The sequence below is a fragment of the Acidovorax sp. A79 genome (assembly GCF_041154505.1).
Lineage (GTDB): Bacteria > Pseudomonadota > Gammaproteobacteria > Burkholderiales > Burkholderiaceae_C > Acidovorax.
In genome coordinates this window covers 593014-618360 of sequence record NZ_AP028672.1, presented here as the reverse complement: position 1 = coordinate 618360, position 25347 = coordinate 593014, and the positions used below count along the sequence as shown (strand labels likewise).

26 protein-coding genes are annotated in these 25347 nt (G+C 67.7%); 17 read left to right on the top strand and 9 right to left on the bottom strand.

Going from position 1 to position 25347, the window contains the following annotated elements; translation table 11 throughout:
- Position 1 precedes the first annotated feature (1 nt).
- Both ACAM51_RS02810 and ACAM51_RS02805 read left to right on the top strand, forming a co-directional pair.
- Complete coding sequence (locus ACAM51_RS02810) at positions 2 to 2059, top strand: family 2A encapsulin nanocompartment cargo protein cysteine desulfurase (protein WP_369642670.1); 2058 nt, start codon at positions 2 to 4, stop codon at positions 2057 to 2059.
- A gap of 196 nt (positions 2060 to 2255) precedes the next feature.
- Positions 2256 to 2807, top strand: a complete 552-nt coding sequence (locus ACAM51_RS02805; RefSeq protein ID WP_218294693.1) for an NADPH-dependent FMN reductase — start codon at positions 2256 to 2258, stop codon at positions 2805 to 2807.
- A gap of 168 nt (positions 2808 to 2975) precedes the next feature.
- On the opposite strand, the gene ACAM51_RS02800 is transcribed toward ACAM51_RS02805, so the two are convergent.
- Positions 2976 to 3620 carry an FMN-dependent NADH-azoreductase gene (locus tag ACAM51_RS02800; RefSeq protein WP_369642669.1) on the bottom strand — a complete coding sequence of 215 codons (645 nt, stop codon included), beginning with the start codon at positions 3618 to 3620 and terminating at the stop codon, positions 2976 to 2978.
- Between the two features lie 250 nt (positions 3621 to 3870).
- Between ACAM51_RS02800 and ACAM51_RS02795 the strand changes: the two genes are divergently transcribed.
- Together ACAM51_RS02795 and ACAM51_RS02790 are read left to right on the top strand one after the other, a co-directional pair.
- Complete coding sequence (locus ACAM51_RS02795) at positions 3871 to 4818, top strand: LysR family transcriptional regulator (protein ID WP_218294695.1); 948 nt, start codon at positions 3871 to 3873, stop codon at positions 4816 to 4818.
- Positions 4819 to 4988: 170 nt separating this feature from the next.
- Positions 4989 to 5858 carry an HDOD domain-containing protein gene (locus ACAM51_RS02790; RefSeq protein ID WP_369642668.1) on the top strand — a complete coding sequence of 290 codons (870 nt, stop codon included), beginning with the start codon at positions 4989 to 4991 and terminating at the stop codon, positions 5856 to 5858.
- A gap of 33 nt (positions 5859 to 5891) precedes the next feature.
- Here the strand turns inward: ACAM51_RS02790 and ACAM51_RS02785 are convergent, their stop codons facing one another.
- From ACAM51_RS02785 to ACAM51_RS02770, 4 genes are all read right to left on the bottom strand, one after another.
- Complete coding sequence (locus ACAM51_RS02785; protein ID WP_369642667.1) at positions 5892 to 7034, bottom strand: ankyrin repeat domain-containing protein; 1143 nt, start codon at positions 7032 to 7034, stop codon at positions 5892 to 5894.
- Positions 7031 to 7576: a sigma-70 family RNA polymerase sigma factor gene (locus tag ACAM51_RS02780; protein WP_218295296.1), complete on the bottom strand. Its 546-nt coding sequence runs from the start codon at positions 7574 to 7576 to the stop codon at positions 7031 to 7033. The genes ACAM51_RS02785 and ACAM51_RS02780 overlap by 4 nt, the downstream gene beginning before the upstream one ends.
- A gap of 113 nt (positions 7577 to 7689) precedes the next feature.
- Positions 7690 to 8604, bottom strand: coding sequence for a hypothetical protein (locus ACAM51_RS02775; protein ID WP_369642666.1), 915 nt, complete (start codon positions 8602 to 8604; stop codon positions 7690 to 7692).
- Positions 8601 to 8831, bottom strand: coding sequence for a hypothetical protein (locus tag ACAM51_RS02770; protein ID WP_218341058.1), 231 nt, complete (start codon positions 8829 to 8831; stop codon positions 8601 to 8603). The genes ACAM51_RS02775 and ACAM51_RS02770 overlap by 4 nt, the downstream gene beginning before the upstream one ends.
- Between ACAM51_RS02770 and ACAM51_RS02765 the strand changes: the two genes are divergently transcribed.
- The 8 genes from ACAM51_RS02765 (at position 8830) to ACAM51_RS02730 (ending at position 15921) form a co-directional block, all read left to right on the top strand.
- Positions 8830 to 9558 carry an AAA family ATPase gene (locus ACAM51_RS02765; protein WP_218341059.1) on the top strand — a complete coding sequence of 243 codons (729 nt, stop codon included), beginning with the start codon at positions 8830 to 8832 and terminating at the stop codon, positions 9556 to 9558. The genes ACAM51_RS02770 and ACAM51_RS02765 overlap by 2 nt on opposite strands.
- Positions 9559 to 9671: 113 nt before the next feature.
- Entirely contained in the window at positions 9672 to 10313 is a 642-nt protein-coding gene (locus tag ACAM51_RS02760; protein WP_218294700.1) for a peroxiredoxin, read from the top strand.
- Positions 10314 to 10379: 66 nt separating this feature from the next.
- On the top strand, positions 10380 to 10964 hold the full coding sequence (locus ACAM51_RS02755; RefSeq protein WP_369642665.1) for an RBBP9/YdeN family alpha/beta hydrolase: 585 nt from the start codon (positions 10380 to 10382) through the stop codon (positions 10962 to 10964).
- A gap of 229 nt (positions 10965 to 11193) precedes the next feature.
- Positions 11194 to 12198, top strand: coding sequence for a sulfate ABC transporter substrate-binding protein (locus ACAM51_RS02750; protein ID WP_218341062.1), 1005 nt, complete (start codon positions 11194 to 11196; stop codon positions 12196 to 12198).
- A gap of 159 nt (positions 12199 to 12357) precedes the next feature.
- Positions 12358 to 13209 (top strand): sulfate ABC transporter permease subunit CysT, encoded by an 852-nt coding sequence (cysT, locus tag ACAM51_RS02745; protein ID WP_218294703.1) that lies wholly within the window; start codon positions 12358 to 12360, stop codon positions 13207 to 13209.
- Positions 13206 to 14114 (top strand): sulfate ABC transporter permease subunit CysW, encoded by a 909-nt coding sequence (gene cysW, locus ACAM51_RS02740; protein ID WP_218341177.1) that lies wholly within the window; start codon positions 13206 to 13208, stop codon positions 14112 to 14114. Before cysT ends, cysW begins: the two co-directional genes overlap by 4 nt.
- Positions 14115 to 14126: 12 nt before the next feature.
- Positions 14127 to 15251: a sulfate/molybdate ABC transporter ATP-binding protein gene (locus ACAM51_RS02735; RefSeq protein WP_218341063.1), complete on the top strand. Its 1125-nt coding sequence runs from the start codon at positions 14127 to 14129 to the stop codon at positions 15249 to 15251.
- Between the two features lie 142 nt (positions 15252 to 15393).
- The gene (locus ACAM51_RS02730) at positions 15394 to 15921 is read left to right on the top strand and encodes a disulfide bond formation protein B (protein WP_218294705.1); all 528 of its coding nucleotides are present in this window, start codon (positions 15394 to 15396) and stop codon (positions 15919 to 15921) included.
- An 80-nt stretch (positions 15922 to 16001) separates the two neighbouring features.
- Here the strand turns inward: ACAM51_RS02730 and ACAM51_RS02725 are convergent, their stop codons facing one another.
- Together ACAM51_RS02725 and ACAM51_RS02720 are read right to left on the bottom strand one after the other, a co-directional pair.
- Entirely contained in the window at positions 16002 to 16622 is a 621-nt protein-coding gene (locus tag ACAM51_RS02725; protein WP_218341178.1) for a glutathione S-transferase, read from the bottom strand.
- A 53-nt stretch (positions 16623 to 16675) separates the two neighbouring features.
- The gene (locus ACAM51_RS02720) at positions 16676 to 17680 is read right to left on the bottom strand and encodes a rhodanese-related sulfurtransferase (protein WP_369642664.1); all 1005 of its coding nucleotides are present in this window, start codon (positions 17678 to 17680) and stop codon (positions 16676 to 16678) included.
- Positions 17681 to 17772: 92 nt separating this feature from the next.
- On the opposite strand from ACAM51_RS02720, the gene ACAM51_RS02715 reads away from it, so the two are divergent.
- Entirely contained in the window at positions 17773 to 19404 is a 1632-nt protein-coding gene (locus ACAM51_RS02715; RefSeq protein ID WP_369642663.1) for a GAF and HD-GYP domain-containing protein, read from the top strand.
- Between the two features lie 175 nt (positions 19405 to 19579).
- Here ACAM51_RS02715 and ACAM51_RS02710 read toward each other — a convergent pair whose 3' ends face one another.
- Complete coding sequence (locus ACAM51_RS02710; RefSeq protein WP_369642662.1) at positions 19580 to 20308, bottom strand: Crp/Fnr family transcriptional regulator; 729 nt, start codon at positions 20306 to 20308, stop codon at positions 19580 to 19582.
- Between the two features lie 220 nt (positions 20309 to 20528).
- Between ACAM51_RS02710 and ACAM51_RS02705 the strand changes: the two genes are divergently transcribed.
- The 4 genes from ACAM51_RS02705 to ACAM51_RS02690 are packed head-to-tail and all read left to right on the top strand — an operon-like array spanning position 20529 to position 24342.
- Positions 20529 to 21083 (top strand): ester cyclase, encoded by a 555-nt coding sequence (locus tag ACAM51_RS02705; RefSeq protein ID WP_369642661.1) that lies wholly within the window; start codon positions 20529 to 20531, stop codon positions 21081 to 21083.
- The gene (locus ACAM51_RS02700) at positions 21080 to 21865 is read left to right on the top strand and encodes an SDR family NAD(P)-dependent oxidoreductase (protein WP_369642660.1); all 786 of its coding nucleotides are present in this window, start codon (positions 21080 to 21082) and stop codon (positions 21863 to 21865) included. The genes ACAM51_RS02705 and ACAM51_RS02700 overlap by 4 nt, the downstream gene beginning before the upstream one ends.
- Before the next feature lie 26 nt (positions 21866 to 21891).
- Complete coding sequence (locus ACAM51_RS02695; protein WP_369642659.1) at positions 21892 to 22965, top strand: hypothetical protein; 1074 nt, start codon at positions 21892 to 21894, stop codon at positions 22963 to 22965.
- 54 nt (positions 22966 to 23019) lie between these two features.
- Positions 23020 to 24342, top strand: coding sequence for an MFS transporter (locus ACAM51_RS02690; RefSeq protein ID WP_369642658.1), 1323 nt, complete (start codon positions 23020 to 23022; stop codon positions 24340 to 24342).
- 69 nt (positions 24343 to 24411) lie between these two features.
- Here ACAM51_RS02690 and ACAM51_RS02685 read toward each other — a convergent pair whose 3' ends face one another.
- Entirely contained in the window at positions 24412 to 25287 is an 876-nt protein-coding gene (locus tag ACAM51_RS02685) for a LysR family transcriptional regulator (protein ID WP_369642657.1), read from the bottom strand.
- Between the last annotated feature and the right edge of the window lie 60 nt (positions 25288 to 25347).

Genomic DNA, 25347 nt, shown 5'->3' with positions numbered 1-25347 from the left:
CGTGGTGACCACTCCATCCTCCCTTCCTGCCAGCGTGCCCGCCACGCTGCAGCCGCCGATCGACCCGGCGCTGCTGGCCGGGCTGGCGACGGCCCTGTTCGCGGCCCGGCCTGGCGAAGAGCCGCGCTTTGCCGGGCCGGCCGCAGGCCGGCCCTCCACGCCACCGGGCTCGCTGCCTGGTGCGGGGCAGGGCACGCCCTGGCCGCCTGGCGTGCAGGCGCCCGTCAACATCGCACCGGCCGGCTCGCCGCTGGTCAGCCCGGCGGGCTTTGGCCCCGGCGTGCCCGGCACCCCCATCCCGCAAGGGCTGGTGCCGGGTGCCAACCTGGTGCCGGCCTCGCCCACGCCGCTGGCCTCGCTGGCGCACCGTGCGCCGGCCCTGCTGCCTCATGCGGTGGCTGGCAACGGCGTACCCGACTCGGTGATCAGCACCTTGCCGGCCTACGAGCCGCGCTTTGGCAGCGGCGTGCTGGGGGTGCCCGAGGCGGCGCAGCCTTCCGCACCACCCGTCCCATCGACAGCATCGCCGTACTACTTTCTCGGTGAGCGCCATGGCCACCCGCTGGCGGCCGACCGCGCACCGCAGGTGGCACCGCCCGACGGGCATGGCGCCGTTCCCGGCGGGCTCGATGCCCTGGCGCGCCTGCCTTTTGCCGCACCCGAAGTGCCGCGCGTGGGCTCGCCCACGGCCGGCACCGGCGTGCCCAGCACGGTGCCATCGACCGAGCCGCGTTTCTACTTCGCCGACGCCGTGGTGCTGCCCGGCGGCTACACCACGCCCGGCCGTGCCCCGGCTGCCGGCAGCGTCCCGCAGGCCGACCGCAGCGCCCACCCCGCGTTCGACGTGCATGCGGTGCGCCGCGACTTCCCGGTGCTGCAGGAGCGCGTGAATGGCCGCCAGCTCGTCTGGTTCGACAATGCGGCCACCACGCACAAGCCGCAGTCGGTCATCGACCGCATCAGCCACTTCTACGCGCACGAGAACTCCAACATCCACCGTGCGGCGCATGAACTGGCCGCCCGTGCCACGGACGCCTACGAGGGCGCACGCCAGCGCGTGCAGCGCTTCATCAATGCGCCCGACGTGAACGAGGTGATCTTCGTGCGCGGCACCACCGAGGCCATCAACCTGGTGGCCAAGAGCTGGGGCGCGCAGCATGTGGGCGAGGGCGACGAGATCATCGTCAGCCACCTTGAGCACCATGCCAACATCGTGCCCTGGCAGCAGCTGGCCGCCGCCAAGGGAGCGCGCCTGCGCGTGATCCCGGTGGACGACTCGGGCCAGGTGCTGCTCGACGAATACCAGAAGCTGCTCAACGACCGCACCAGGATCGTCGCCGTCACCCAGGTCTCCAATGCCCTGGGCACCGTGGTGCCGGTCAAGGAGATCGTGGCCCTGGCCAGGCGGGCGGGCGCCACGACCCTGGTCGACGGCGCGCAGTCGGTCTCGCACAGGCGGGTGGACGTGCAGGACCTGGGGGCCGACTTCTTCGTGTTCTCGGGCCACAAGGTCTTCGGACCCACTGGCATCGGCGTGGTCTGGGGCAAGCGTGCGGTGCTCGAAGACATGCCGCCCTGGCAAGGCGGCGGCAACATGATTGCCGACGTGACCTTCGAGAAGACGGTGTTCCAGCCCATCCCGAACAAGTTCGAGGCCGGCACCGGCAACATCGCCGACGCCGTGGGCCTGGGCGCCGCCATCGACTACGTGAACCGGGTGGGCATCGAGAACATCGCGCGCTACGAGCACGAACTGCTGGTCTACGGCATGCGCCACCTGGGTGCGATCCGCGGCGTGCGGCTCATCGGCACGGCCGACGACAAGGCCAGCGTGATGTCCTTCGTGCTCGCGGGCTACACCACGGAAGAGGTGGGCAAGGCGCTCAACGAGGAGGGCATCGCCGTGCGCACCGGCCACCACTGTGCCCAGCCCATCCTGCGCCGCTTCGGCGTGGAGACCACGGTGCGGCCTTCGCTGGCGTTCTACAACACCTTCGACGAGATCGACCGCCTGGTGGCCGTGGTGCAGCGCCTGGCCGGGCAGCGGCGCGCGGGCTAGCGGCCGACCGGGCGGGCCTTCATGGCGGCGCAATACGCTATACAAAATGCAGCAATTGCGCCGGGCCCGCCGTCCTGCGTTTTCACGGGGCTGTGGCTATCATGGCAAGCGCTGTGTACAGCATGGCCCGGTACGTTCCGATCGATGCCATGCGGTGTTTTTTTTCTCCGTTGTCGTCCATTCACAAGGAGTTTTCATGAGCAATGTCCAGATCGCCGTCATCGTCGGCAGCCTCCGCAAGGATTCCTTCAATCGCCAGCTGGCCACCGCCATCGCGCGGCTGGCACCGGCGGATTTCCAGTTCACGCAGTTGCGCATTGACGACCTGCCTTTGTACAACCAGGACGACGATGGCCAGCAGGCCGCGCCAGTGTTGCGCCTCAAGCGCGAGATCCAGGCCGCGCAGGGCGTGCTTTTCGTGACGGCGGAGTACAACCGGTCCATCCCCGGCGTGCTCAAGAACGCCATCGACCATGCGTCGCGGCCCTATGGCCAAAGTGCATGGGCGGGCAAGCCCGCGGGCGTGATCGGCGCGTCGGTGGGGGCCATCGGCACGGCCCTGTCGCAGCAGCACCTGCGCAACGTGCTGGCCTACCTTGACATGCCCACCCTGGGCCAGCCCGAAGCATTCATCCATGCCAAGGACGGTCTTTTCGATGCCGATGGCAACGTGGGCGAAGGCAGCAGGAAGTTTCTGCAAGGCTGGGTGGACAAATACGTGGCCTGGGTGAAGGCGCACGCGGCCTGAGCGGCCGCGCCATCTGCACCTTTGGCGTCAGCGCGCGCAGGGGCGCAGATGCCGCTCGAAGAAGCTCAGAGGGTCTGCGATCACGGCTGCCCTGATGCGGGGGGCCGCCGGCGGCAGCAGTTGCGGTGCAGCCGGCTGGCGGCGGTCCAGCCCGGCTGCGGATGCCGCTCAGGCTGCCTGTGCCACCCGGGCCTGGTTGGCCGCGACGGTGGTGTGGGCCTGCAGGTCACGGTCGGCATTGGCCAGGGCCGCTGCCTTGGCGTCCGGGCCCATGCCCACGCCTTCGGCGCGCACGAAGCGCACGTCGGTGATGCCGAAGAAACCGAACACGACCTTCAGGTAGCTTTCCTGGTGCTCCAGGGCCTGGCCGCCTTCGCTGGTGGAATACACGCCGCCGCGGCTGGACGCCACGATCACCGTCTTGCCCTCGGCCAGGCCCACGGGGCCCTTGTCGGTGTACTTGAAGGTGCGGCCCGTCTGTGCGATGCGGTCGATCCAGGCCTTGAGCTGGCTGGGTATCGAGAAGTTGTACAGCGGAGCGCCGACCACGATCACGTCGGCGGCCAGGAACTGGCTCACCAGCGCTTCGGACACGGCGTTTTCCTGGCGCTGGAGTTCCGTCGCCGCGGCCTGGCCGGTGCGAAAGCCCAGGGAGTCGGATGACAGGTGCGAAGGAGCCTGGGCGGCGAGGTCGAGGTACTGCACGCTGGTGCCGGGGTGGCTGGCCTGCCATGCGCCCACGATGCGGGCGGTGAGTTCGCGGGAGACGGATTGTTCGCCGGTGATGGCGGAATCGATGTGAAGCAGTTGCATGAGAGAACTCCTTGGGGGTGTGTCAGCGGTGGGACCACGGCGTGTGGCCATGGGATGAATTGTGGGGACGCATCAAAATGTTGATAAGGTAGTGAACTTGCGATAGATTGTTCTATCCATAGAACGATCAGGGCGTCTGATGCGCCTTGCCTTACCGTGGGACCTCCATGCCGGTGATCGCTGGGCGCGGGCACAGGCCTTGTGGTCCCGGCTTTCGCGGGCACGTCAACGTGCACAACACGCTCTCACCATGCAAGACCTCAACGACATGCTGTATTTCGCCGAAGTGGTGGAGCGGGGCGGCTTCGCCGCCGCCGGGCGGGCGCTGGGGATCCCCAAGTCGCGCCTCTCTCGGCGCGTGTCGGATCTGGAAACGCAGCTGGGCGTGCGGCTGTTGCAGCGCACCACGCGCAAGCTCTCGCTCACCGAGGTGGGAGAAGCCTATCTGCGCCATTGCCAGGCCATGCGGGAATCCGCCCAGGCGGCTGCCGACACCGTGGCCCAGGTGCAGACGGCACCGCGGGGCACCATCCGCGTGAGCTGTCCGGTGACGCTGGCGCAGACCGTGCTGGCCGAGCTGATGCCGCAGTTTCTTTCCACCTACCCCGAGGTGCGGGTGGAGATGCTGGTGAGCAACCGCGCCGTGAACCTGGTGGAGGAAGGCATCGACGTGGCGCTGCGCGTGCGGCCCTCGGTGGAGGACAGCGGCAGCATGGTCGTCAAGCGCCTTGACCATGCAACCCAGATCCTGGTGGCCAGCCCGGACCTGCTGATCCGCCAGGGCACCCCCGAGACACTGGAGGACCTGGGGCGGCTCGACAGCATCGCCATGTCGGCGCCCGATGGCCGGTCCACCTGGAACCTCATCGGGCCCGGCGGTGTGCACCAGGTGGTGCACCACGCCCCCCGCTACGTGGCCGATGACCTGCTGACCCTCAAGATCGCGGCGATGGCGGGCACCGGCATCTGCTGGATGCCGGACTACATGTGCTCCGAGGAAATACGGGCGCGCCGGCTGGTGCGGGTGCTGCCGGACTGGGCTCCCCTGCCCGCCATCGTGCATGCGGTGTTTCCATCGCGCCGGGGCCTGTCCCCGGCGGTGCGGCGTTTTCTGGACTACCTGGGCGAGGCCATGCCCGGACGCAGCAGCCTGAGCACCCGCCAGGCCCTGATGGGGGTGGACGGGGCGGATATCTGAGCCGTGGCTGCGGCGCGGCGCGCCCGGCGTGCGGCATCGCCGGCCGTGGAAAAGACGGTGCCCCACCCGTGCCGCGCCTGCGCCCCGCCTTTTGGCGCCACAATGCAACGAATTGCAACTGTGCGGGCAACCCCTGTGTGTACCGTACCGGGGCGGCCCGGTGATTCTTCGTGACCGCTCCACACCCCATCGATCAAGATATCCGGCAAGCCCGCGTGCACCCTGCGGTGCGGGCCATCGTGGTCCCGCCGTGCCCCGAGTCGCTGCTGCGCCTGCAGCAGATCGTGGCCGCGCCCGAGCTGGACTCTGCCGCCCTGGATCAACTGGCCTCCTCGGACGTGGCCCTGGCCGCCGCCGTGATGCGGCTGGCCAACAGCCCGCTGTATGGCCTGGCCCAGCCGGTGCAGACCGTGGGCATGGCGCTCACGGTGCTGGGCCTGCAGCCGGCGGTGGAGCTGCTGTCGGCCTTCATCACGCGCAATGCCCTGCAGGTGCGGTCTCCGCTGCTGGAGCATTTCTGGGAAAGCTCGCAGCGCCGCGCCATCGCGTGCGAGCACATCGGCCACCAGCTCTACAGCTTTGACCCGGGCCTGGGCTACAGCTTCGGGCTGTTCTGCCATGTGGGCATGCCCGTGCTGGTGAAGGCCGTGCGGGGCTATGCCGGCACCGTGACCGAGGCCCTGGCCCGCAAGGACCGCACCTTCACCCAGACCGAAAACGCCAGCCACCGCACCGACCACGCGGTGATGGGCGCCATCGTGGCCCGCACCTGGCACCTGCCGGGGGATGTGGCGCAGGCCATCTGGCTGCACCACGACTTTGCGTGCCTGGGCGATGAGCGCTTCAACCCCACGGTTCGGCACCTCGTGGCGCTGGGCCTGCTGGCCGAGTACCTGGTGAACCACCACGACAGCCTGGCCCCCACGCGCGAATGGCTGCAGCATGGCCAGGCCTGCATGCAGCATCTGCATGTGACGCAGGATGAGCTGGACCACTGGATCGACGCGCTGCACCCGGCTTTCGAGGCCGTGCGGTTCTGAGCCTGGGCACTCCCTGCGCTGGAGGTTCCGCGGCTAGCGTTGTTCAGCCTCGATGAGGTCCGCAATGCGCGCATGTCCCCGTTGCCGGGCTTGCTGCGCCGCGTTCAGGCCTTCGCGGTCCACCAGGGTTCGGTTGGCGCCCAGGGCCAGGAGTTTCTGGACGGCGGTGGCCTGGCCGTGGATGGCCGCGAGCATCAGTGCCGTCCTGCCAGCGCTGTCGCGGGCGTCGATGGGCACGCCCTGGCGAACCAGGCTTTCCGCCTGGAGGGCGTCGCCTGCGCGGGCGGCTTCCCACAAGTGCCGCGACAACAAGGCGCTGGAACCCGCATCGGCGCTGGGTGCGGTGGCAGCGAGTTTGCCGTTCGCAGCATTGCCCCCTTGTAGGCTGCGGGCCGCAGCAGCGGCGGCAGGTGCCGCAGCGGATGGCATGGCCTGGGGCTGTGGCACCACTGCCCTCGAAGCGGCACCATCTTGCGCAACGGAGCGCTCGCGCATCTCGGCGCGGGGGGCTGGCGCAGCGGAGGGCGCGGGGGGCGGTGCGGGACGGGGCGTGATGGCCTTCTCGGCCGTCATGGGCGGCGATGCGGGAAAGCCTGAAACGGCCCCGGCTGCGTTGTGGCCCGGTGAGGACTCGGCCTCGGGGGCCGCGATTGCGGGGGCCGGTGCCGGTACAGTCTTGGCCAGTGGCCTGGCCTGGCCTGGCGCCGCAGACGCTGGTTTTTGTGCCGTGGACCTGGCCGGTGGGATCGCCGTGTCGCGGGCACGGTCTGGCAAACCCGCAGCGGCCGATGGCGCCGCTGAGCTTGTTTCTGCCGCTGTGGCCGTGGAAGGTGCAGGTGCGGGAGCTGGCAATGCGGCGGGGGCTGGCGCTTCGGCCCGGCGCTGGCCATAGGCGACTTCTTTTTCTTCGGGCGTCCCGCGCTCGAATTGCAGCATCAGCAAGCCAGTCAGCCCCACCACGGCCACGGTGGCCAGGGCCGAGATCTTCCAGCGCGACTGGTTGGCGGCGGCACGGGTGGGTGGGGCTGCCGTGGGCGATGGGGCCGTGGCGGCTGCTGCCGCCAGCATCTGCGCATGCGCGCGCACAGCATCGCGCACCTGCGCGCCGGGGCGGGCATCTTCCTGCGCGCTGGCTTCGCGGTATCGCCGGACCAGTTCGTCGTCTGGCGCGCTCATGCTGCAAACTCCTTGAGGTGCTGGCGAAGGCTGGCCCGCGCATAACGCAGGCGGCTCTTGGCGGTTTCAAAATTCACGCCCGTGGCCTGTGCAATCTCCTGCACGCTGAGGTCACCTTCGGCCTGCAGCAGAAAGGCCTCCCGCTGTTCGAGGGGCAGTTGCTCCACGGCGGCGATCAGCGCCGCCGCCTGCTCGCGGGACTGCAACTGCCGCACCGGCCCGAAGCCGGAGTCGGCCACCAGCGTGTCCGCCAGGCTGCGCGCGTCGTCGTCGTCGCTCGCGTCCAGGCTGGCGTGGTTCTTGGCGGTGCGCAGGTGGTCGACCAGCCGGTTGTGCGCCAGTGTGAACAACCAGGTGCGGAATTTCGCCTTCACCTCGTAGCTGCCGGCATGGCGCGCCACGGCAAACCAGACATCCTGCAGCAGGTCGTCGGCCACGGCCTGGACCTTGACGCTGCGAAACACGAACCGCCACACCGCCAGTTCGTGCCGGCCATACAGCGCGTCGAATGCGCCCATGTCTCCCCCGGCATAACGCAGCATGAGCATCTCGTCGGTTTCGTCCGTGGGGGCGGGGGAGGGGGCGGTCGGCACCCGCGCATTATGCGAGGCCCTCATGCACCGGCGGGCCTCTGCAGAGCGGAAGCCCTCAAGGCCTACCTCGGGTCAGGAACATACGACAGGTTGTCCGACTGCGGAAATGCGCGGGGCACATGCGGCCGGGCCAGTGGCTCGCGGATCACGCCGCTGGCGACCAGGTTTTCGCGGCTGTCATACCGGATGCTGATCACTTCATTAGGCTGGTCCTGCAGGCGCGTGAAGGTGGTGTGCGAGACGACCGAGGTCTCGCGCTGGCCATGGGCCGTTCCCAGCTTGGGAGACGGCATGGGCGCCGCCTTGGCCACACTGTCCGCAGCCATCGACCGTGCGGAAGACTCGGCTTCCGAGGAGGGGGCGGGTGCCGCAGCCGCGGGTGCTGCCGATGGCGAGGGCAGATGGGGGACAGGCTCCTCGCGCAGGCGTCCCAGGCTGTTGCCGTTGCCGCCGCTGTTGTCGCGGCGCTGGCTCTGGCTGTAGGGCTCGGGGGTGACGGCGGGCGAGGGCACGGGCGCCTGTTCGCGGAACAGCGCGACACCGATCACGCCCACGTGGGCCGGGCGGCCCGTGCGGCTGGCGTAGGAGTTGGCAATGCTGGAGAACTCGAAGGCCGCGACCTGGCTGTCGTTCTTGCGCCAGCCGGTGATCTGGTAGCGCTCGTAGGGCGAAAACACATAGCCGCGCTGGTCCCAGGCGGCGGTTTCACCGCTGAGCACATTGACGCCATCCACCGAGGGCACGGCTAGCACCCGTTCACCGGAGCGGTTGCGCACCGTGATGGCGTAGCGCGCGCCAGGGCGGCCAGCCACCCAGTATTCGCCCTTGGCGTAGTGCACCGGCAGCGTGGTGCCCGTGTCGCGGTCCACGATGGTGACATCGGCCAGGCGGCCAATGGCCTGGGCAGGCAGGCTGGCCAGTGCCAGCAAGGTGGCCAGTGCAGTGACTGCGGGAAGGGTGAATGAACCGGGTTTCATGGCAGCTCCATCAAAGTGTTGTTGGTGCTGAGTGAAACGAACGGGGCGGGTGAATGGGGTTGAAGCGCAGCAAAAATAATGGAAATATTTTTGAAGATCGCTAGAGACCCATTTCTGCAACGGGTTGCAGGGCCGACTCGGCCTGCCGGGACCGCCGGATAGAACGCCGCCTGCGGCGCTTTAGCAGTCTGCCGCTTGGCCATGCCACCCGTTAGCATGGCGCTCATGCTGTCTGCCAAACCCTACCTCCAGAGCGCCTGCGTCCGTCCGGATGCGGAGATCGACTACGACACCTACCCGTACAACATCCCCGCCATCCGCGAGTTAGGCCGGCTGGAGTTTCACTCGGACGTGACGTTCTTCGTGGGCGAGAACGGATCTGGAAAGTCCACACTGTTGGAAGGCATTGCCCTGGCCCTTGGCTACAGCCCCGAGGGTGGCACCCGTAACTTCCAATTGGCTACGGCAGGGTCGGAATCGTCCCTGCACGAGGTGCTGCGGCTGGCGCGCAGCTACCGCTCGCCGCGCGATGGCTACTTTCTGCGGGCCGAGAGCTTCTTCAACGTGGCGACCTACATGGACGAGGTGGGCTACCTGGACTCCTATGGCGGCAAATCGCTCCATGCCCGCTCGCATGGCGAAGCGTTCATGGCCCTGCTCACGCACAAATTCCAGGGCAAGGGCCTGTACCTGCTGGACGAACCCGAATCCGCGCTGTCCCCCAATCGGCAGCTGGCTGCGCTGTCGGCCATCCACCAGTTGGTAGAGGACAAGTCGCAGTTCATCATCGCTACGCACTCGCCCATTCTGCTGTCTTACCCGAACGCCAAGATCATCCAGTTCGACGGTGGCGGATTGTCCGAAGTGGCGTTCGAGGACACCGAGCACTATGTCGTGACGCAGGATTTCCTCAACAACTACCCGGAGCGGCTGAAACGCCTCTTGGAGGTGTGACGGGTCGTCTTGTTTTATAGACGTTTTGGCGATTAAGTAAGAGCAATATATTCGTTTGGGTTTTAAAGGCCGGATCGCAGAATGCCCCCTCAGACATTGAAGGAGCGTTCCACATGGCCACCTTGCGACTCGGCGACACCGCCCCCGACTTCACCCAGGAATCCACCGCCGGCACCATCCGTTTCCACGAATGGGCCGGTGATTCGTGGGTCGTGCTGTTCTCGCACCCCGCCGATTTCACGCCCGTCTGCACCACCGAACTGGGCAAAACGGCTGCCCTGGGCGGCGAATTTGCAAAGCGCAACGTCAAGCCCATCGCCGTGAGCGTGGACCCTGTCGATTCGCACAACCGCTGGGTGGGCGACATCAACGACACGCAGAACACCACCGTCAACTTCCCCATCCTGGCCGATGCGGACAAGAAGGTGGCCGACCTCTACGACATGATCCACCCCAACGCATCGACCACGGTCACGGTGCGCAGCGTGTTCATCATCGATCCCAAGAAGGTCATCCGCACCACCTTCACCTACCCCGCCAGCACGGGGCGCAATTTCGACGAGATCCTGCGCGTGATCGACTCGCTGCAACTCACCGACAGCCACAAGGTGGCCACTCCCGCCAATTGGAGGGACGGCGACGACGTGATCATCGTGCCCAGCCTGCAGGACCCGGCCGAGATCGCGCTGCGCTTTCCCAAGGGCTTCAAGGCGGTGCGCCCCTACCTGCGCATCACGCCCCAGCCCAACAAGTAAGCAGAAGAAGCAAGACACAACAGGGCAGGGCCGCGGCGCGAGGCTGTGGCGGACCCTCTGATTTCCGTGAGCACCTCCACCTCCATCATCATCGTTCCCGGCTGGCGCGACTCCGGTCCCGGCCACTGGCAAAGCCTGTGGGCCGAGCGCATCCCGCACGCCCGCCGCGTGGTGCAGGACGACTGGATCACGCCCACGCGGTCTGCCTGGGTGGGCCAGCTTGAAAAGACCGTGCTCGCGGCGCCCGGCCCGGTGGTGATCGTGGCGCACAGCCTGGGCTGCATCGCCACGGCCCACATCGGCCCCGAAGCGGCTGCCCGCGTGTGCGGCGCGCTGCTGGTGGCCCCGGCCGACCCCGAGCGCCGGGCCGTGCTGAGCGACTTCGCGCCGGTGCCCTATGCCGCGCTGCCGTACCGCAGCATCGTGGTGGCCAGCAGCAACGATCCGTATTGCCCCATTCGCTTGGCGGGCGCCTATGCCCGTGCCTGGGGCAGCGAGTTCGTGCGCATGCAGAACGCCGGGCACATCAACATCGAGTCCGGCCATGGAGAGTGGCCCCTGGGCTGGGCGCTGCTGCAGTCGCTGGAGGGCGAACACGGCGCCCTGCAGCCATCCGCCGCCCATCCACACGCCACGTCGGCGGCATTCTGATTGCTATATTTTTAATAGCTTCCTGCGCTTGATCATCAAGCGCTGCGGGCCATTTTTTCTTGAAATCCGTCGCCAGGACGCTTGCCAGGCCCGCTGGCAATCACCAGCCGGCCCGCCATTGAAAATCTATATTCCAATAGCTGATTATTTAACAAGAATATATTCTTTTGAGTTTTAAGCACGGCTCCGCACAATGGAGCATCTCCAGTACTTTTCGGGCGAAGGCACCATGACCTCTTTGAAACTCAAGACCCTTCTGGCCACCATGGCCCTGGCTGCCAGCGGCATGGCCGCTGCACAGAATTCGCTGCTCAACGTGTCGTACGACGTGGCCCGAGAGTTCTACAAGGACTACAACGCCGCCTTCGCTGCCCACTACAAGAAGACCACCGGCCAGGACGTGAAGATCGACCAGTCGCACGCCGGCTCCAGCGCCCAGGCGCGCGCCGTGAACGACGGCCTGGCGGCCGACGTGGTGACCATGAATACGACGACCGACGTGCAGTTCCTCGCCGACAGCGGCGTGGTCGCCAAGGACTGGGCCAAGAAATTCCCGCACGACGCATCGCCCACCACCTCGACCATGCTGTTCCTGGTGCGCAACGGCAACCCCAAGGGCATCAAGGACTGGGAAGACCTGATCAAGCCCGGTGTGCAGGTGATCGTGGTGAACCCCAAGACCGGCGGCAACGGCCGCTATGCCTACCTGGCCGCCTGGGGCGCCGTGCGCGAAAAGGGTGGCACCGAGGCGCAGGCCGCCGAATTCGTGGGCAAGCTCTACAAGAACGTGCCCATCCTGGCCAAGGGCGGCCGCGATGCCACGGCCACCTTCCTGCAGCGCAATCAGGGCGATGTGCTGATCACTTTCGAATCCGAGGTGGTCTCCATCGACCGCGAGTTCGGCGCCGGCAAGGTTGATGCCATCTACCCCTCGGTGAGCGTGGTGGCCGAGAACCCCGTGGCCGTGGTGGAACGCACCGTGGCCAAGAAGGGCACCGCCCAGCTGGCCAAGGCGTACCTGGACTACCTGTACTCCGAGGAAGCCCAGGAAATCGCCGCCAAGCACGCGATCCGCCCGCGTTCTGAAACGGTGCTCAAGAAGTACGCCGATACCTTCAAGCCGCTCAAGCAGTTCACGGTGGCCAAGTACTTCGGTTCGCTGACCGAAGCGCAGAAGGTGCACTTCAACGACGGCGGCCAGTTCGACAAGCTCTACACGCCCGGCGCCAAGTAGTAGTGGACAACCCCCTGAGCCGCTGTGCGGCTTCCCCCTTCTCTGGGCTATCGCCGGGAAGGGGGACGACGCCAGCGCCGCGGGGCGGCCCTTGCGCGGCGTCTGCTGGCTTGGGTCGCGCCGGTTTTCCTACCGACGATGCGCAATGGATAACAACATATGAACGGTAAAAAAAGCGCACCAAGAAGCGCTAGGAGGGTATTGCCCGGCTTTGGGCTGACCCTGGGCTACACGCTTTTCTATCTGAGCATCATCGTGCTGATCCCGCTGTCGGCACTGATCTTCAAGACCTTCACGCTGACCTGGGAGCAGTTCTGGGCGGCCATCAGCGCGCCGCGCGTGATGGCCTCGTACCGGCTGACCTTCGGGGCCTCGTTCCTCGCGGCGCTGGTCAACCTGGTGTTCGGCCTGCTGATTGCCTGGGTGCTGGTGCGCTACAAGTTTCCGGGCAAGAAGATCGTCGATGCACTGGTGGACCTGCCGTTCGCCCTGCCCACGGCGGTGGCCGGCATCTCGCTGACCGCCTTGCTGGCCGGCAACGGCTGGGTCGGCAGCATCCTGGAACCCCTGGGCATTCAGCTCGCGTTCAAGCCCGCGGGCATCGTGATCGCGCTCATCTTCATCGGCCTGCCGTTCGTGGTGCGCACCGTGCAGCCCGTGCTGGAAGACGCCGAAAAAGAGCTGGAAGAGGCCGCCACCTGCCTGGGCGCCACGCGTCTGCAGACCTTCACCAAGGTCATCCTGCCCTCCATCACGCCCGCGCTGCTCACCGGCTTTGCCATGGCATTCGCGCGGGCGGTGGGGGAATACGGCTCGGTGATCTTCATCGCTGGCAACATGCCCATGGTGTCTGAAATCACGCCGCTGATCATCATCGGCAAGCTCGAGCAGTACGACTACGCCGGCGCCACCGCCGTGGCCGTGGTCATGCTGGTCATCTCGTTCATCCTGCTGCTCATCATCAACGCACTACAGGCATGGCAGCGACGCCACGCGGGGGCTCCAGCATGAGCGGCAACAACTCCCGGACTATCCGCCGCGCACAGGCGGGCACGACTGAAGCGCCCTGGGTCCGCTACACGCTGATCACCATCGCGCTGGCCTTCATGCTGCTGTTCCTGGTGCTGCCGCTGGCCGCCGTGTTCGCCGAGGCGTTGCGCAAGGGCTTCGGGGCCTACCTCGAAGGCCTGCGCGAGCCCGATGCCTGGGCGGCCATCAAGCTCACGCTGATCACCGCTGTCATTGCCGTGCCGCTGAACCTCGTGTTCGGCGTCGCGGCCGCCTGGTGCATCGCCAAGTACGAGTTCAGGGGCAAGGCGTTCCTGACCACGCTGGTGGACCTGCCGTTTTCCGTCTCTCCCGTGGTGGCGGGCCTGATCTACGTGCTGATGTTCGGCGCGCAGGGCTGGTTCGGCCCCTGGCTGCAGGCGCATGACATCAAGATCATCTTCGCCGTGCCGGGCATCGTGCTGGCCACGGTGTTCGTGACCTTCCCGTTCATCGCGCGTGAGCTGATCCCGCTGATGCAGGCGCAGGGCAACGACGAAGAGCAGGCCGCCATCGTGCTGGGCGCCACCGGCTGGCAGACCTTCTGGTACGTGACGCTGCCCAACATCAAATGGGGCCTGCTGTACGGCGTGATCCTGTGCAATGCGCGCGCCATGGGCGAGTTCGGCGCGGTGTCCGTCGTGTCCGGCCACATCCGTGGGCAGACCAACACCATTCCGCTGCACGTCGAAATTCTCTACAACGAGTACCAGTCCGTGGCCGCGTTCGCCGCTGCATCGCTGCTGGCCTTGCTGGCCCTGGTCACGCTGGTCATCAAGACCATTGCCGAACACCGCAACGAGCAGGCCTTGAAAGCCGCCGCCGAGTTGCCCCCCGAGCGGCCCGCACCCGCGCCAGCCGTCCGCTGAAGGAAGAAGACCATGAGCATTGAAATCCGTAACGTCAGCAAGCAGTTCGGCGACTTCCAGGCGCTGCGCGACGTGAGCCTGGACATCGCATCGGGCGAACTCATCGCGCTGCTCGGCCCCTCGGGCTGCGGCAAGACCACGCTCTTGCGCATCATCGCCGGCCTGGAGACGGCCGATGTGGGCACCATCCACTTCAGCGGCGAGGACACCACCGACGTGCACGTGCGCGAGCGCAACGTGGGCTTCGTGTTCCAGCACTACGCGCTGTTCCGCCACATGACCGTGTTCGAGAACGTGGCCTTCGGCCTGCGCGTGAAGCCCCGTGGCGAGCGCCCGAGCGAGGCGCAGATCAAGCAGAAGGTGACCGACCTGCTCAAGCTCGTGCAGCTCGACTGGCTGGCCGACCGCTACCCCTCGCAGCTCTCGGGCGGCCAGCGCCAGCGCATCGCGCTGGCCCGCGCCCTGGCGGTGGAGCCCAAGGTGCTGCTGCTGGACGAGCCCTTCGGCGCGCTGGACGCCAAGGTGCGCAAGGAACTGCGCCGCTGGCTGCGCCGCCTGCACGACGAGCTGCACGTGACCAGCATCTTCGTCACGCACGACCAGGAAGAGGCACTGGAGGTGGCCGACCGGGTGGTCGTGATCAACCAGGGCCGCATCGAGCAAAGCGGCTCGCCCCAGCAGGTGTGGGACCAGCCCGCGAGCCCGTTCGTCTACGGCTTCCTGGGCGACGTGAACCTGTTCCACGGCCGGGCGCACGAGGGCCTGGTGCACCTGGAGGGCATGCAGATCGACTCGCCCGAGCACCAGGGCGCGCAGAACGCCAAGGCTTTTGCCTATGTGCGCCCCCACGACCTGGATGTGGAGCGCTACTCCCCGGGCGCCGGGCTCGACGCCCAGGGCCGCCCGCGCGGCATCGTGGCGCAGCTGAGCCGTGCCATCGTGGTGGGCCCGATCGCGCGCCTGGAACTTATTCCATCCCAGGATCACAAACCAGCGGACAATGCGTCCCCGGAACACTTGATCGAAGCGCAGATACCTGCGCAGCAGTTCAAGGAGATGGGGTTCAAGGAGGGCGAAACGCTGGTGGTGACGCCGCGCCGCGCCCGTGTTTTTCTGGACCACGCCGCCGGGATCTGATTCCCCCGAGCCGCTGCGCGTCTTCCCCCTGGGCGGACGTACCCGGTGGACTGGCGGGGCCAGATCCACGGGTGCACTGGTGCGGGGCACGCCCGTTTCGCCGGCGGCACCGTTTGCAACGGCTATTGATGAGGGATAAGAAATGAACTGGTTGACTGCGGCCCCGCGCCGTGTGCTGGCGCTGATCAGCGTGGCGTGTGTGGCGATGCTCGCCTTCGGCATGTACCTGCAGCATGTGGTGGGCCTGGAGCCTTGCCCCATGTGCATCGTGCAGCGTTATGCTCTCATTGGTGTAGCAATCTTCGCAGGTCTGGCAAGCGCTAGGGACGCTAAAGGCTGGTGGATGGGCTGGGGCGTGCTGGCCCTGGTGGCCTCGGGCTTCGGCGCCTTCGTGGCGGCCCGCCAGAGCTGGCTGCAGTGGTACCCGCCCGAGGTCGCCACCTGCGGCCGCGACTTCTACGGAATGATCGAGAACTACCCCATCAGCCGCGCCATTCCCATGATCTTCCGGGGCTCGGGCGACTGCGCGGCGGTGGACTGGACCTTCCTGGGGGGCTCGATCGCCAACTGGTCGTTTGTCTGCTTCGTGGGTTTCGCGGTGGTGCTGCTGGCGCTGCTGGTGCGCGGCATGCGCGGTGGCCGCCGTGGCGGCGGGCTGTCCATGGCCTGAGTTTTCCAGGCTTCGTTTCAAGGCAAAGGCGCCCCTCGGGGCGCCTTTTTTGTGGCTAGACCGCGTGGGCCCGCCCGGGCTCAGGCGAAATCTGCTTCGGCAAACGGAAACGCCACACCCTCCGTGCCATCCATCCACGCCGGCAGTTTGGGCATCACGCTGGCCAGCAGTGGTGATGACTGCCAATCAGCCAGCCAGGCCTGTAAATGCGGCCAGGGCTGGGCCGCCCACCAGCCCGCGTCGATGCCCGCGAACTGGCGCACGAACGGGGCGATCGCCATGTCGGCCAGCGCTGCATGGGCGCCGAACAGGTGGGGCTGGGCGGACAGGCGCGCATCCAGCGTGCCCAGCCAGGCGGTGGCCGCCGCGCGTTCGGCCCCGATGTCCGCACCCGGGTGGCGGCTGGGGTACTTGCAGCGGTCCAGGGCCTGCTTGAAGGGGCCGTCGCATTCGGCAATCAGCGCCAGCATCTCTGGCACCGTGCCCTCGGCGGGCGCGAGCCAGCCTTCGGGGTCGTGCTGCTGCAGCGCCCACAGCATGATGTCCAGGCTCTGCTCCAGCACGCGGCCATCGGGCAGGATGAGCACCGGCACGGTGCCCTTGGGCGAGGCCTGCAGCAGGCCCTGGGGCTTGTTCTTGAGCACCACCTCGCGCAGTTCGCAGTCCTGGCCGCTCACGGCCAGGGCCAGCCGGGCGCGCATCGCATAGGGACAGCGGCGGAACGAATACAGAACGGGCAGGGCGGTGGCGGTGCTCACGCGGTGTCGTCCTTTTGGGGGGCGCCTTCCGGGGCTCCGCCGTGCACGCGCACTGGCGTGCCGGGCTGGCGCGCGCCGATGTGTTCCTGCCCGCGCCGGGCGGCCAGCTGCATCTGTCGCTCGCGCTCGGCCAGGGCGCCCTCCTGCTTGGGCGTGCGGGTGCCGTGGCAATAGGGACAGCTCACGCCCGCCACGTAGTGCGGCGACTGCAGCTCCGCCTCGCCCAGGGGCATGCGGCACGAGCGGCACAGCTGGTGGTGCCCGGGCACCAGGCGGTGGCCCACCGACACGCGCTCGTCGAACACAAAACAGTCCCCATGCCAGCGGCTGGTTTCCTCGGGCACGGTCTCCAGGTACTTGAGGATGCCGCCTTCGAGGTGGAAGACCTCCTCGAACCCCTGCGATTTGAGGAACGCGGTGGATTTTTCGCAGCGGATGCCGCCCGTGCAGAACATGGCCACGCGGGGTTTGCCCGCCAGCACGCCGCCGGGCCCCGATTGCGCGGCCACCCAGGCCGGAAACTCCGCAAAGCTCCTGGTGTGCGGGTTGACGGCGCGCTCGAACGTGCCGATGCCCACCTCGTAGTCGTTGCGTGTGTCCACCACCACCACGCCGGGGTCGTCGATGAGCGCGTTCCAGTCCTCGGGCTTCACATAGGTGCCAGCGTTGCGGGCCGGGTTAAGGCCCGGTACGCCCAGGGTGACGATCTCGCGCTTGAGCCGCACGCGCATGCGGTAGAACGGCATGCGCTGCGCGTGCGCCTCCTTGTGCTGCAGTGCTGCAAAGCGCGGGTCGCTGCGCAGCCAGGCCAGCACGGCCAGCACATCGGCTGGCTCGCCCGCGATGGTGCCGTTGATGCCCTCGGGCGCCAGCAGCAGCATGCCGCGCACGCCGCGCTCGTCGCACAGGGCCTGCAGCGGCGCGCGCAGCGCGGCGCAGTCGGGCAGATCGACAAACTGGTAGAGGGCGACGGTGAGAAAGCGGGGTGTGACCGAGTGCACAAGAAATGGGAAAGCGGGAAACAGAAGGTCGATGATAGCCGTCACTTTTCGTTACGATGAGCGGTCGCCAACGCTGCACCCAAGGTGGTTTTATGGGCAAGGAATCCACAGTCAACCTGTTTCGCCGGCTGGAGCAGCTCAACGGCATCGGCGCCGCGCTCTCGCGCGAGCGGGACATCGACCGGCTGCTGGAGAACATCCTGGAGGCGGCCAAGGCCATCACCGGCGCCGATGGCGGCACGCTCTACAGCGTGACCGAGGACCAGTCGGCGCTCAAGTTCGAGATCCTGCGCACGGATTCGCTGGGCATCCGCCTGGGCGGCACCACGGGCAAGCCCATCGATTTTCCGCACCTGCCGCTGCGCAACGCCGATGGCTCGCCCAATGATTCGCTCGTGGCGGCGCACGCCGCCATCCACGACCGCACCGTGAACATCGCCGATGCCTACAGTGCCCAGGGCTTCGACTTCTCGGGCACGCGCGCCTTCGATGCGCGCACGGGCTATCACTCGCAGTCGTTCCTCACCGTGCCGATGAAGAACCACGACCATGAGCTCATCGGCGTGCTGCAGCTCATCAACCCCCGCGACCCGGAGACGGGCGCGGTCACGACCTTTTCCGAGGCCGACCAGGGCCTGGCCGAGTCGCTGGCCTCGCAGGCCGCGATCGCGCTCACGAACCGGCTGCTCATCTCGCAGCTCGAACGCCTGTTCGAGTCGTTCGTGAACCTCATCAACCTGGCCATCGACGAAAAATCGCCCTACACCGGCGGCCACTGCCAGCGCGTGCCGGCCCTCACGCTGATGCTGGCCGATGCGGTCAACGCCACACGGCAGGGGCCGCTGGCGAGCTTTCGCATGAGCGAGCGCGACCGCTACGAGCTCAAGATGGCCGGCCTGCTGCACGACTGCGGCAAGATCACCACGCCCGTGCACGTGGTGGACAAGGCCACCAAGCTGCAGACGATCTACGACCGCATCGGCCTGGTAGACACGCGCTTCGAGGTGCTCAAGCGCGATGCGGAACTGGCCGCGCTGCGCCGCCAGCTGGCGCTGCGCCCCGTGGTGGATGCGCGGGCCGAGGGCCAGGAGCTGCAGGCCCTGCAGCACGAGATCCAGGCGCTGGAAGAAGACCGCGACTTCCTGCGCCGCTGCAACACCGGCACCGAGGCCATGCGGCCCGAGGACCAGCAGCGCGTGCGCGACATCGCCGCCATGCGCCACTGGCGCAACCCGCAGGGCGTGCAGACGAGCTTCTTGACGGCCGAGGAGGTGGAGAACCTCACCATCCGCGCGGGCACGCTGACCCAGGCCGAGCGCGACACCATCAACTACCACATCGTCGCCACCATCAAGATGCTGGAGACGCTGCCCTGGCCCCGCCACCTCAAGAACGTGCCCGAGTACGCGGGCGGCCACCACGAGCGCATGGACGGCAAGGGCTACCCGCGTGGCCTCACGCGCGAGCAGATGTCGCTGCAGGCCCGCATGATGGGCATCGCCGACATCTTCGAGGCCCTGACGGCGGCGGACCGGCCGTACAAGAGCGGGATGACTTTGTCAGAGGCGCTGGCCATCATGTGCCGGATGCGGGACAACGGGCACATCGACCCGGACCTGTTCGAGGTGTTCGTGCGCGAGGGGGTGTATCTGCGGTATGGACAGGAGTTTCTGGAAGCGGGGCAGGTGGATGGGGTGGATGTGGGGGCATTGGGGTTTGTGTAGCTGGGGTTGCTAGCTGCTGTTGATAGCTTGTGCTGTTGTTGTGCTGTGCTTGTGTTGGGGGCGGGGGCCGGGCGCACACCCCGGCCTCCGCCCTTCGATCAGAAGCAGTAATTACTATAAAAACAATAGCGGCTGGCGCTTTCTATATAAGCGCACACGGCCCATTTTGATCAAATCACACCCCATCCCGCACACACCCCTCCAGCTTTCCCCGATCCATCACCTCCACCACCCGGTACCCCACCCGCAGGATTCCCTCGTCTTCCCACAGCTTCAACTGCCGGTTCACGCTCTGCCGTGACACCCCCAGCATGAAGGCCAGGTCTTCCTGCGACACCGCCAGCGTGGTCGCCCCGTCCGAAGCCTCGGGCCGCGCGTCCAGCGTCAGCAGCCGGTGCGCCAGCCGCACGGGCAGCGGCTGCAGGATGGCGTCATCGATCCACGCCAGCGCCTGGCGCAGCCGCATGCACACCAGCCTGGTAAACGCCATGTGCACCTGAGGCTGCGTGTTCACCAGGTGGTGGAAGTCGTCGGCATAGACCACGGCGATCTCGGCTGCATCGACCGCACAGGTGTCGTACACGCGCTCGCGACCTACGAACAGCGACACCTCGCCGAACCAGTGGCCGGGCTCCAGCACGGCGATCACGGCCTCGCGCCCGCCGGGGGCCACCACGCTCACGCGCAGCGAGCCGCTGACCACGCCGAACAGCGCATCGGGCGCCGAGCCCTTGAGGAACAGCGAATCACCGCGCTGCAGCTGCTTGTGGTGCGCCACCTGCAGCAGTTGCAGCTGCACATCGTCCGGCAGGCGCAATCTGTTGGCCGCGTCGGGTGCGGTGAGCGCGTGGGGCGCGTCGGGGGACAAGGTGGGAGAGCGGGGCGGGGGCGTGCGCAGGGGCATGGGGTGGATGGCGGGGCTTGTGCGTGTTGGCGAGCTGAGACGAGCGATCAAGGTGGGTGGCACGGTGTACCGCATGCGGGGGCGGGGCGGAAGGCCTGTGCGGGTTTGTCCGGGGCCGCAATTGCCAACAACAGACAGTCTGCGAAGGGAGGGCTGCGGATAGTCGATGGCTGTACTGCGATGCAACGCGCAGATCACCACCTAGACCAAGGAACCCACGATGACGACTGCCACCACCTCCCCAGCCCCACGCACCGCCCTGCAGGCCCTGCGCGAGAAAACCGTGCTGGACCATTTTGCCGACGAGACCCGCCAGGACTTCGACGCGGTGCTGGACACCTTTCCGCACCCGCACTACGAACTGATTCCCACCGGTGAGGTGCACGACGGCAACGATGCGGTGCGTGCCTATTATCTGGCCTCGCGCAAGGCCTTCCCGGACCAGCGGCACGAGATCATCCAGCTGCGCCACACCGACGACGCGGTGATCGTGGAGTTCTGGCTGCTGGGCACCCACCAGGGGCCGCTGGGCAACCTGCCGCCCACGGGCAACAGCTTCCGCTGCCGCATGATCGCGCTCTTCATCTTCGAGGGCGAGCGCCTGGTCTGCGAGCGCGTGTACTTCGACTCGATGACCATGCTGCGCCAGTTGCTGGCCGGCATGCCGCCCGCACAGCTGCCGGCCATTGTGGGTTCGCTGCTGGCGGCCGGGCCCACCAGCGCGCCTGCGGCCGCCCCGCGCCAGGCCGAACCCGCCGCCGCGGCGGCCGCATGAGCGCCGGGCTGGCGGGGCACCATGCCGTCATCACGGGGGGTGCCCAGGGCATCGGCCTGGCCATTGCCCGGCGCTTTCTGGCCGATGGCGCCCGTGTGTCCCTGTGGGACCGCGACGCCCGTGCGCTCCAGGCCGCCCGTGCCGCGCTGGATGCCGCCGGCCGCATCCACACGGCCCGGGTGGATGTGGCCCAGGAGGCCGATGTCGAGTCGGCCGCGCAGGCCAGCGAGGCGGCGCTCGGGCCCATCACCGTGCTGGTGAACAACGCCGGGGTGCTGGGGCCGCTGGCCCCGTTGTGGGAACACACCCCGGCGCAGTGGCGCCAGGTGATGGAGGTGAATCTCACGGGCGCCTTTCTGTGCTGCCGGGCCGTGGTGCCACGCATGCTGCGGGGCCTGGCAGGTGAGCAGCCGCCCGGCCTGGGGCGGCGCATCGTCAACATCGCCTCGGTGGCGGGCAAGGAGGGCAACGGCCTGAACGCGGCGTACTCCGCGTCCAAGGCCGGGCTCATCGCACTCACCAAGTCGCTGGGCAAGGAGCTGGCGGGGCCGGGCATCCTGGTCAATGCCATCACGCCCTCGGCGGCCGACACGGCGGTGTTCGATGCCGTACCGGCCGAACACCAGGCCGCGCTGCGCCAGAGCCTGCTCGCGCGCGTGCCCATGGGCCGCTTCGTGTTGCCCGATGAAGTGGCCGCGATGGCGGCCTGGCTGGCCTCGGCCGACTGCTCGTTCAGCACCGGTGCGGTGTTCGACATCTCGGGCGGGCGTTCGCTCTACTGACTTGCCCATTTCTCCAGGAGAACTCCATGAAAAGAGACAACGCCCCTTCCACCCTGGCGGCGGTCACGGACTTCGACGGCGCCCGCAGCGCGCCGTCGCCACAGGACCGCCTGCGTGCGCTGCGCCGCAGCGGCGCGCAGTTCCGCGAGTGGTTCCTCGACGAGCCGGCCGTGCGCTATGCCCGCAGCTTCGACCTGCTGCGCATTCCCTATCCGGCCTGGTATGCGTTCAGCGGCGTGTATTCGCAGCAGCTGCTCAAGCCGCACATGGTGCATCTGCTGGCGCGCACGGTGCTCATCCAGTTCGAGGACTTCGGGGGGCAGCTGCGCCACCTGCTGTTCACGCCGGCAGACCACGAGACGGGGCGCGACACGCCGTACTTCCGCCGCCTGAGCGAGCAGACACCGGCCTTCCTGCACGGCACCATCGCGCCCATCCACGGCACCGTGCTGGATGCCCTGGCCAGCGTGGGCGTGGCGCCCGAGCGGATCGACTACATCACCTACGACCACCTGCACACGCAGAACCTGCGGCGCTGGCTGGGCACGGACGGCGGGCCCGGCCTGCTGCCCAACGCGCGCCTGCTGGTGCATCGGCAGGAGCTGGCGAGCGTGGCGGGCCTCTTGCCCACCCAGGCCGACTGGTACTGCCCCGATGGCCTGCGCGGCGTGGCCGGCGACCGCGTCGTGCCATTCGACGGCAGCGTGCAGCTGGGCCGGGGCGTGGCGCTGGTGCACACGCCGGGGCACACCGAGGGCAACCATTCGCTGGTGTACCGCGTGCCGGACGGCCTGCGCGTGAGCAGTGAAAACGGCGTCTCGGCCGACAGCTGGGCGCCCGAGGTCTCGCGCCACAACGCCATCCGCCGCTTCGCCAAGGCGACCGGGGCCGAGGTGATCCTGAACGGCAACACGCAGGAAAACAGCAACGACCAGTACCTCTCGATGGTGCTGGAGAAGACCATCGCGGGCACCTCGGCGTCGCACGGCTTCAGCAACGTGGTGCCGTCGAGCGAATGTTCGCCGCACTGGCTGTTTCCGGGCGCGCCCACGGGCCACCTCTGGGGCACCACCGAATCGGGACAGCTGCAGCGCGTGTGACGCCTGCGCACTGCAGGTGCACCACGCGACAAGAACAAACCCAGGAGACAACCCATGAACACGGCCACCTATGGCGCGGCTGCGGCGGCATCCGCTGCCACCGATGACACCAGCACCCAGGCGCTCTACCGCAAGATCAGCTGGCGGCTCATACCGCTGCTGTTTGTCTGCTACATCTTCAACTACCTGGACCGCACCAACATCGGCTACGCGCAGCTGCAGATGAAGGCCGACCTGGGCTTCGGCGATGCGGTCTTCGGCCTCGGGGCCGGGGTGTTCTTCATCGGCTACGCGCTGTTCGAGATCCCCAGCAATGTGATGCTGGCGCGCGTGGGCATGCGGGCCACGCTGCTGCGCATCATGGCGCTGTGGGGTCTGGCATCGGCGGCCACCTTGTTCGTCACCACGCCCACGCAGTTCTATGTGCTGCGGTTCCTGGTGGGGGTTTTCGAGGCAGGCTTTGCGCCCGGCGTGCTGTTCTACCTCACGCTGTGGTTCCCGGCGCAGCAGCGTGCGCGGGCCACGGCGCTGTTCTTCATGGCCTACGGGGCGGCACCCATCGTGGCGGGCCCGCTGGCGGGACTGACCATGACGTACCTGGATGGCGCCCTGTCCCTGCGCGGCTGGCAGTGGCTCTTCGTGGTGGAGGGCTTGCCGTGCGTGTTGCTGGGCGTGCTGGCCTATCGCTGGCTCGACAACCGCCCCGAGGAGGCTGGCTGGCTCACATCGCAAGAAAAAGCCCAGGTGCGGCGCGATCTGGCGCAGGAGCAAGCCATCGGTGGCGGCGCGCCGCAGTCCTTTGGCAGCGCATTGCGCAACCCGCAGGTGTGGCTGCTGGGGTTCATCTCGTTCCTGGTGATCCTGGGCATCTACGCCATGTCGTTCTGGCAGCCCACCCTGCTGCAGTCCATGGGGCTGTCGGTGCTGCAGATCGGGTTCTACTCGGTGGTTCCGGCGGCGCTGGGCATCGCTGCCACGCTGGTGGTGGCGCGGCATTCGGATCGCACGCAGGAGCGGCGCTGGCACTTCGCCGTGGGCGCGGTGCTCGGGGCCGTGGGGCTGTCGCTGACGACCCTGTTCATGCACAGCCCCTGGGCGGCCGTGGCCTGCCTGTCGCTGTCGGCCATGGGGGTGTCCAGCGCCTTCGCGGTGCTGTGGGCGGTGCCCGCCAGCCTGCTGGCCAAGGACGCCGCGGCGATGGGCATTGCGCTCATCACCACGCTGGGCGGCACGGCGGGCGTGGTGGCGCCGGTGATGGTGGGTGCCATCAAGTCGGCCACGGGGAGCTTCAGCCTGAGCCTGTACATCCTGAGCGGCGCGCTGGTGCTGGCGGCGGCGCTGATGGTGGCCGTGGGGCCCCGCAGGCGTGTTGCCTGACGGGATACATCTGCTATTGTTGTGATAGCTGCTAGCGCTTTATGAACAAGCGCTGGAAGCCAATTTCATTCATGTTTCCTCCGCCGCCATGCGGGCCTGGGCCCGGAGCCATTCGCTGAACGCCAGCAGGGCGTCCGTGGCCGGGCGCGACTGCAGCCGCGTGAGCCAGTAGGCGCCCCGGTGCAGTTCTTGCGCAAAGGGCCGCACCAGGCGGCCTTGCTGCAGTTCGCGCGTGAACATGCGCACCGGCAGCAGCGCCATGCCCGCGCCCTGTGCCGCTGCTTCCGCCAGGGTGAGGGACGAGTCGAACACCGCGCCGCGCACCACGGGGCAGGGGGCGCCCGCGGCCTCGAACCACGCCGCCCATTCATCGGTGCGGTAGCTGCGCAGCAGTGGTTGCCGTGCCAGGTCGGCCGCCGTGCGCAGGCCGTGGGCCAGCGCGGGCGAACACATCACGGACATGGGCGCGTCCATGATGCGTTCGGCATGCGTGCCGTGCCAGGCGCCGTCGCCAAAGCGGATCGCGCAGTCCAGCCCTTCGCCCGCCATGTCCACCCGGTTGTTGTGCGTGAGCAGGCGCAGGTCTACAAAGGGGCAGGCCTGCTGGAAGTCGCGCAGCCGGGGCAGCAGCCAGCCCACGGCAAAGGTGCCCACGGCGCCCACGGTCAGCACCTCGCGCGGGCGGGTGTCGCCCAGCTTTTCCAGCGCACGTTCCAGGCTGGCGAACGATTCCACCACCACCGGCAGCAGCGCCTGCCCTTCGTCCGTCAACGCCAGGCCGCGCGGCAGGCGGCGGAACAGCGGCTTGCCCAGGCGGTCTTCGAGCTTGCGGATGTGCTGGCTCACGGCGGTCTGGGTGACGTGCAGTTCCTCGGCCGCCCGCGTGAGGTTCAGGTGGCGCGCCGAGGCTTCGAACGCGCGCAGGGCATTGAGCGGAAGATGCATAAGTTTTTCTGGGGGCTGGCGGCAATTATTATCGATGGTGCTGGGGGCTGTATCACCGTA

What these genes read in the sequence shown, in the direction of transcription:
- ACAM51_RS02805 (WP_218294693.1), top strand. Translation starts at nt 2,256, where the DNA reads ATGAGCAATGTCCAGATCGCCGTCATCGTCGGCAGCCTCCGCAAGGAT.
- ACAM51_RS02800 (WP_369642669.1), bottom strand. Translation starts at nt 3,620, where the DNA reads ATGCAACTGCTTCACATCGATTCCGCCATCACCGGCGAACAATCCGTC.
- ACAM51_RS02795 (WP_218294695.1), top strand. Translation starts at nt 3,871, where the DNA reads ATGCAAGACCTCAACGACATGCTGTATTTCGCCGAAGTGGTGGAGCGG.
- ACAM51_RS02785 (WP_369642667.1), bottom strand. Translation starts at nt 7,034, where the DNA reads ATGAGCGCGCCAGACGACGAACTGGTCCGGCGATACCGCGAAGCCAGC.
- ACAM51_RS02780 (WP_218295296.1), bottom strand. Translation starts at nt 7,576, where the DNA reads ATGCTGCGTTATGCCGGGGGAGACATGGGCGCATTCGACGCGCTGTAT.
- ACAM51_RS02775 (WP_369642666.1), bottom strand. Translation starts at nt 8,604, where the DNA reads ATGAAACCCGGTTCATTCACCCTTCCCGCAGTCACTGCACTGGCCACC.
- ACAM51_RS02765 (WP_218341059.1), top strand. Translation starts at nt 8,830, where the DNA reads ATGCTGTCTGCCAAACCCTACCTCCAGAGCGCCTGCGTCCGTCCGGAT.
- ACAM51_RS02770 (WP_218341058.1), bottom strand. Translation starts at nt 8,831, where the DNA reads ATGAGCGCCATGCTAACGGGTGGCATGGCCAAGCGGCAGACTGCTAAA.
- ACAM51_RS02760 (WP_218294700.1), top strand. Translation starts at nt 9,672, where the DNA reads ATGGCCACCTTGCGACTCGGCGACACCGCCCCCGACTTCACCCAGGAA.
- ACAM51_RS02750 (WP_218341062.1), top strand. Translation starts at nt 11,194, where the DNA reads ATGACCTCTTTGAAACTCAAGACCCTTCTGGCCACCATGGCCCTGGCT.
- cysT (WP_218294703.1), top strand. Translation starts at nt 12,358, where the DNA reads ATGAACGGTAAAAAAAGCGCACCAAGAAGCGCTAGGAGGGTATTGCCC.
- cysW (WP_218341177.1), top strand. Translation starts at nt 13,206, where the DNA reads ATGAGCGGCAACAACTCCCGGACTATCCGCCGCGCACAGGCGGGCACG.
- ACAM51_RS02735 (WP_218341063.1), top strand. Translation starts at nt 14,127, where the DNA reads ATGAGCATTGAAATCCGTAACGTCAGCAAGCAGTTCGGCGACTTCCAG.
- ACAM51_RS02730 (WP_218294705.1), top strand. Translation starts at nt 15,394, where the DNA reads ATGAACTGGTTGACTGCGGCCCCGCGCCGTGTGCTGGCGCTGATCAGC.
- ACAM51_RS02725 (WP_218341178.1), bottom strand. Translation starts at nt 16,622, where the DNA reads ATGCGCGCCCGGCTGGCCCTGGCCGTGAGCGGCCAGGACTGCGAACTG.
- ACAM51_RS02715 (WP_369642663.1), top strand. Translation starts at nt 17,773, where the DNA reads ATGGGCAAGGAATCCACAGTCAACCTGTTTCGCCGGCTGGAGCAGCTC.
- ACAM51_RS02710 (WP_369642662.1), bottom strand. Translation starts at nt 20,308, where the DNA reads ATGCCCCTGCGCACGCCCCCGCCCCGCTCTCCCACCTTGTCCCCCGAC.
- ACAM51_RS02705 (WP_369642661.1), top strand. Translation starts at nt 20,529, where the DNA reads ATGACGACTGCCACCACCTCCCCAGCCCCACGCACCGCCCTGCAGGCC.
- ACAM51_RS02700 (WP_369642660.1), top strand. Translation starts at nt 21,080, where the DNA reads ATGAGCGCCGGGCTGGCGGGGCACCATGCCGTCATCACGGGGGGTGCC.
- ACAM51_RS02695 (WP_369642659.1), top strand. Translation starts at nt 21,892, where the DNA reads ATGAAAAGAGACAACGCCCCTTCCACCCTGGCGGCGGTCACGGACTTC.
- ACAM51_RS02690 (WP_369642658.1), top strand. Translation starts at nt 23,020, where the DNA reads ATGAACACGGCCACCTATGGCGCGGCTGCGGCGGCATCCGCTGCCACC.
- ACAM51_RS02685 (WP_369642657.1), bottom strand. Translation starts at nt 25,287, where the DNA reads ATGCATCTTCCGCTCAATGCCCTGCGCGCGTTCGAAGCCTCGGCGCGC.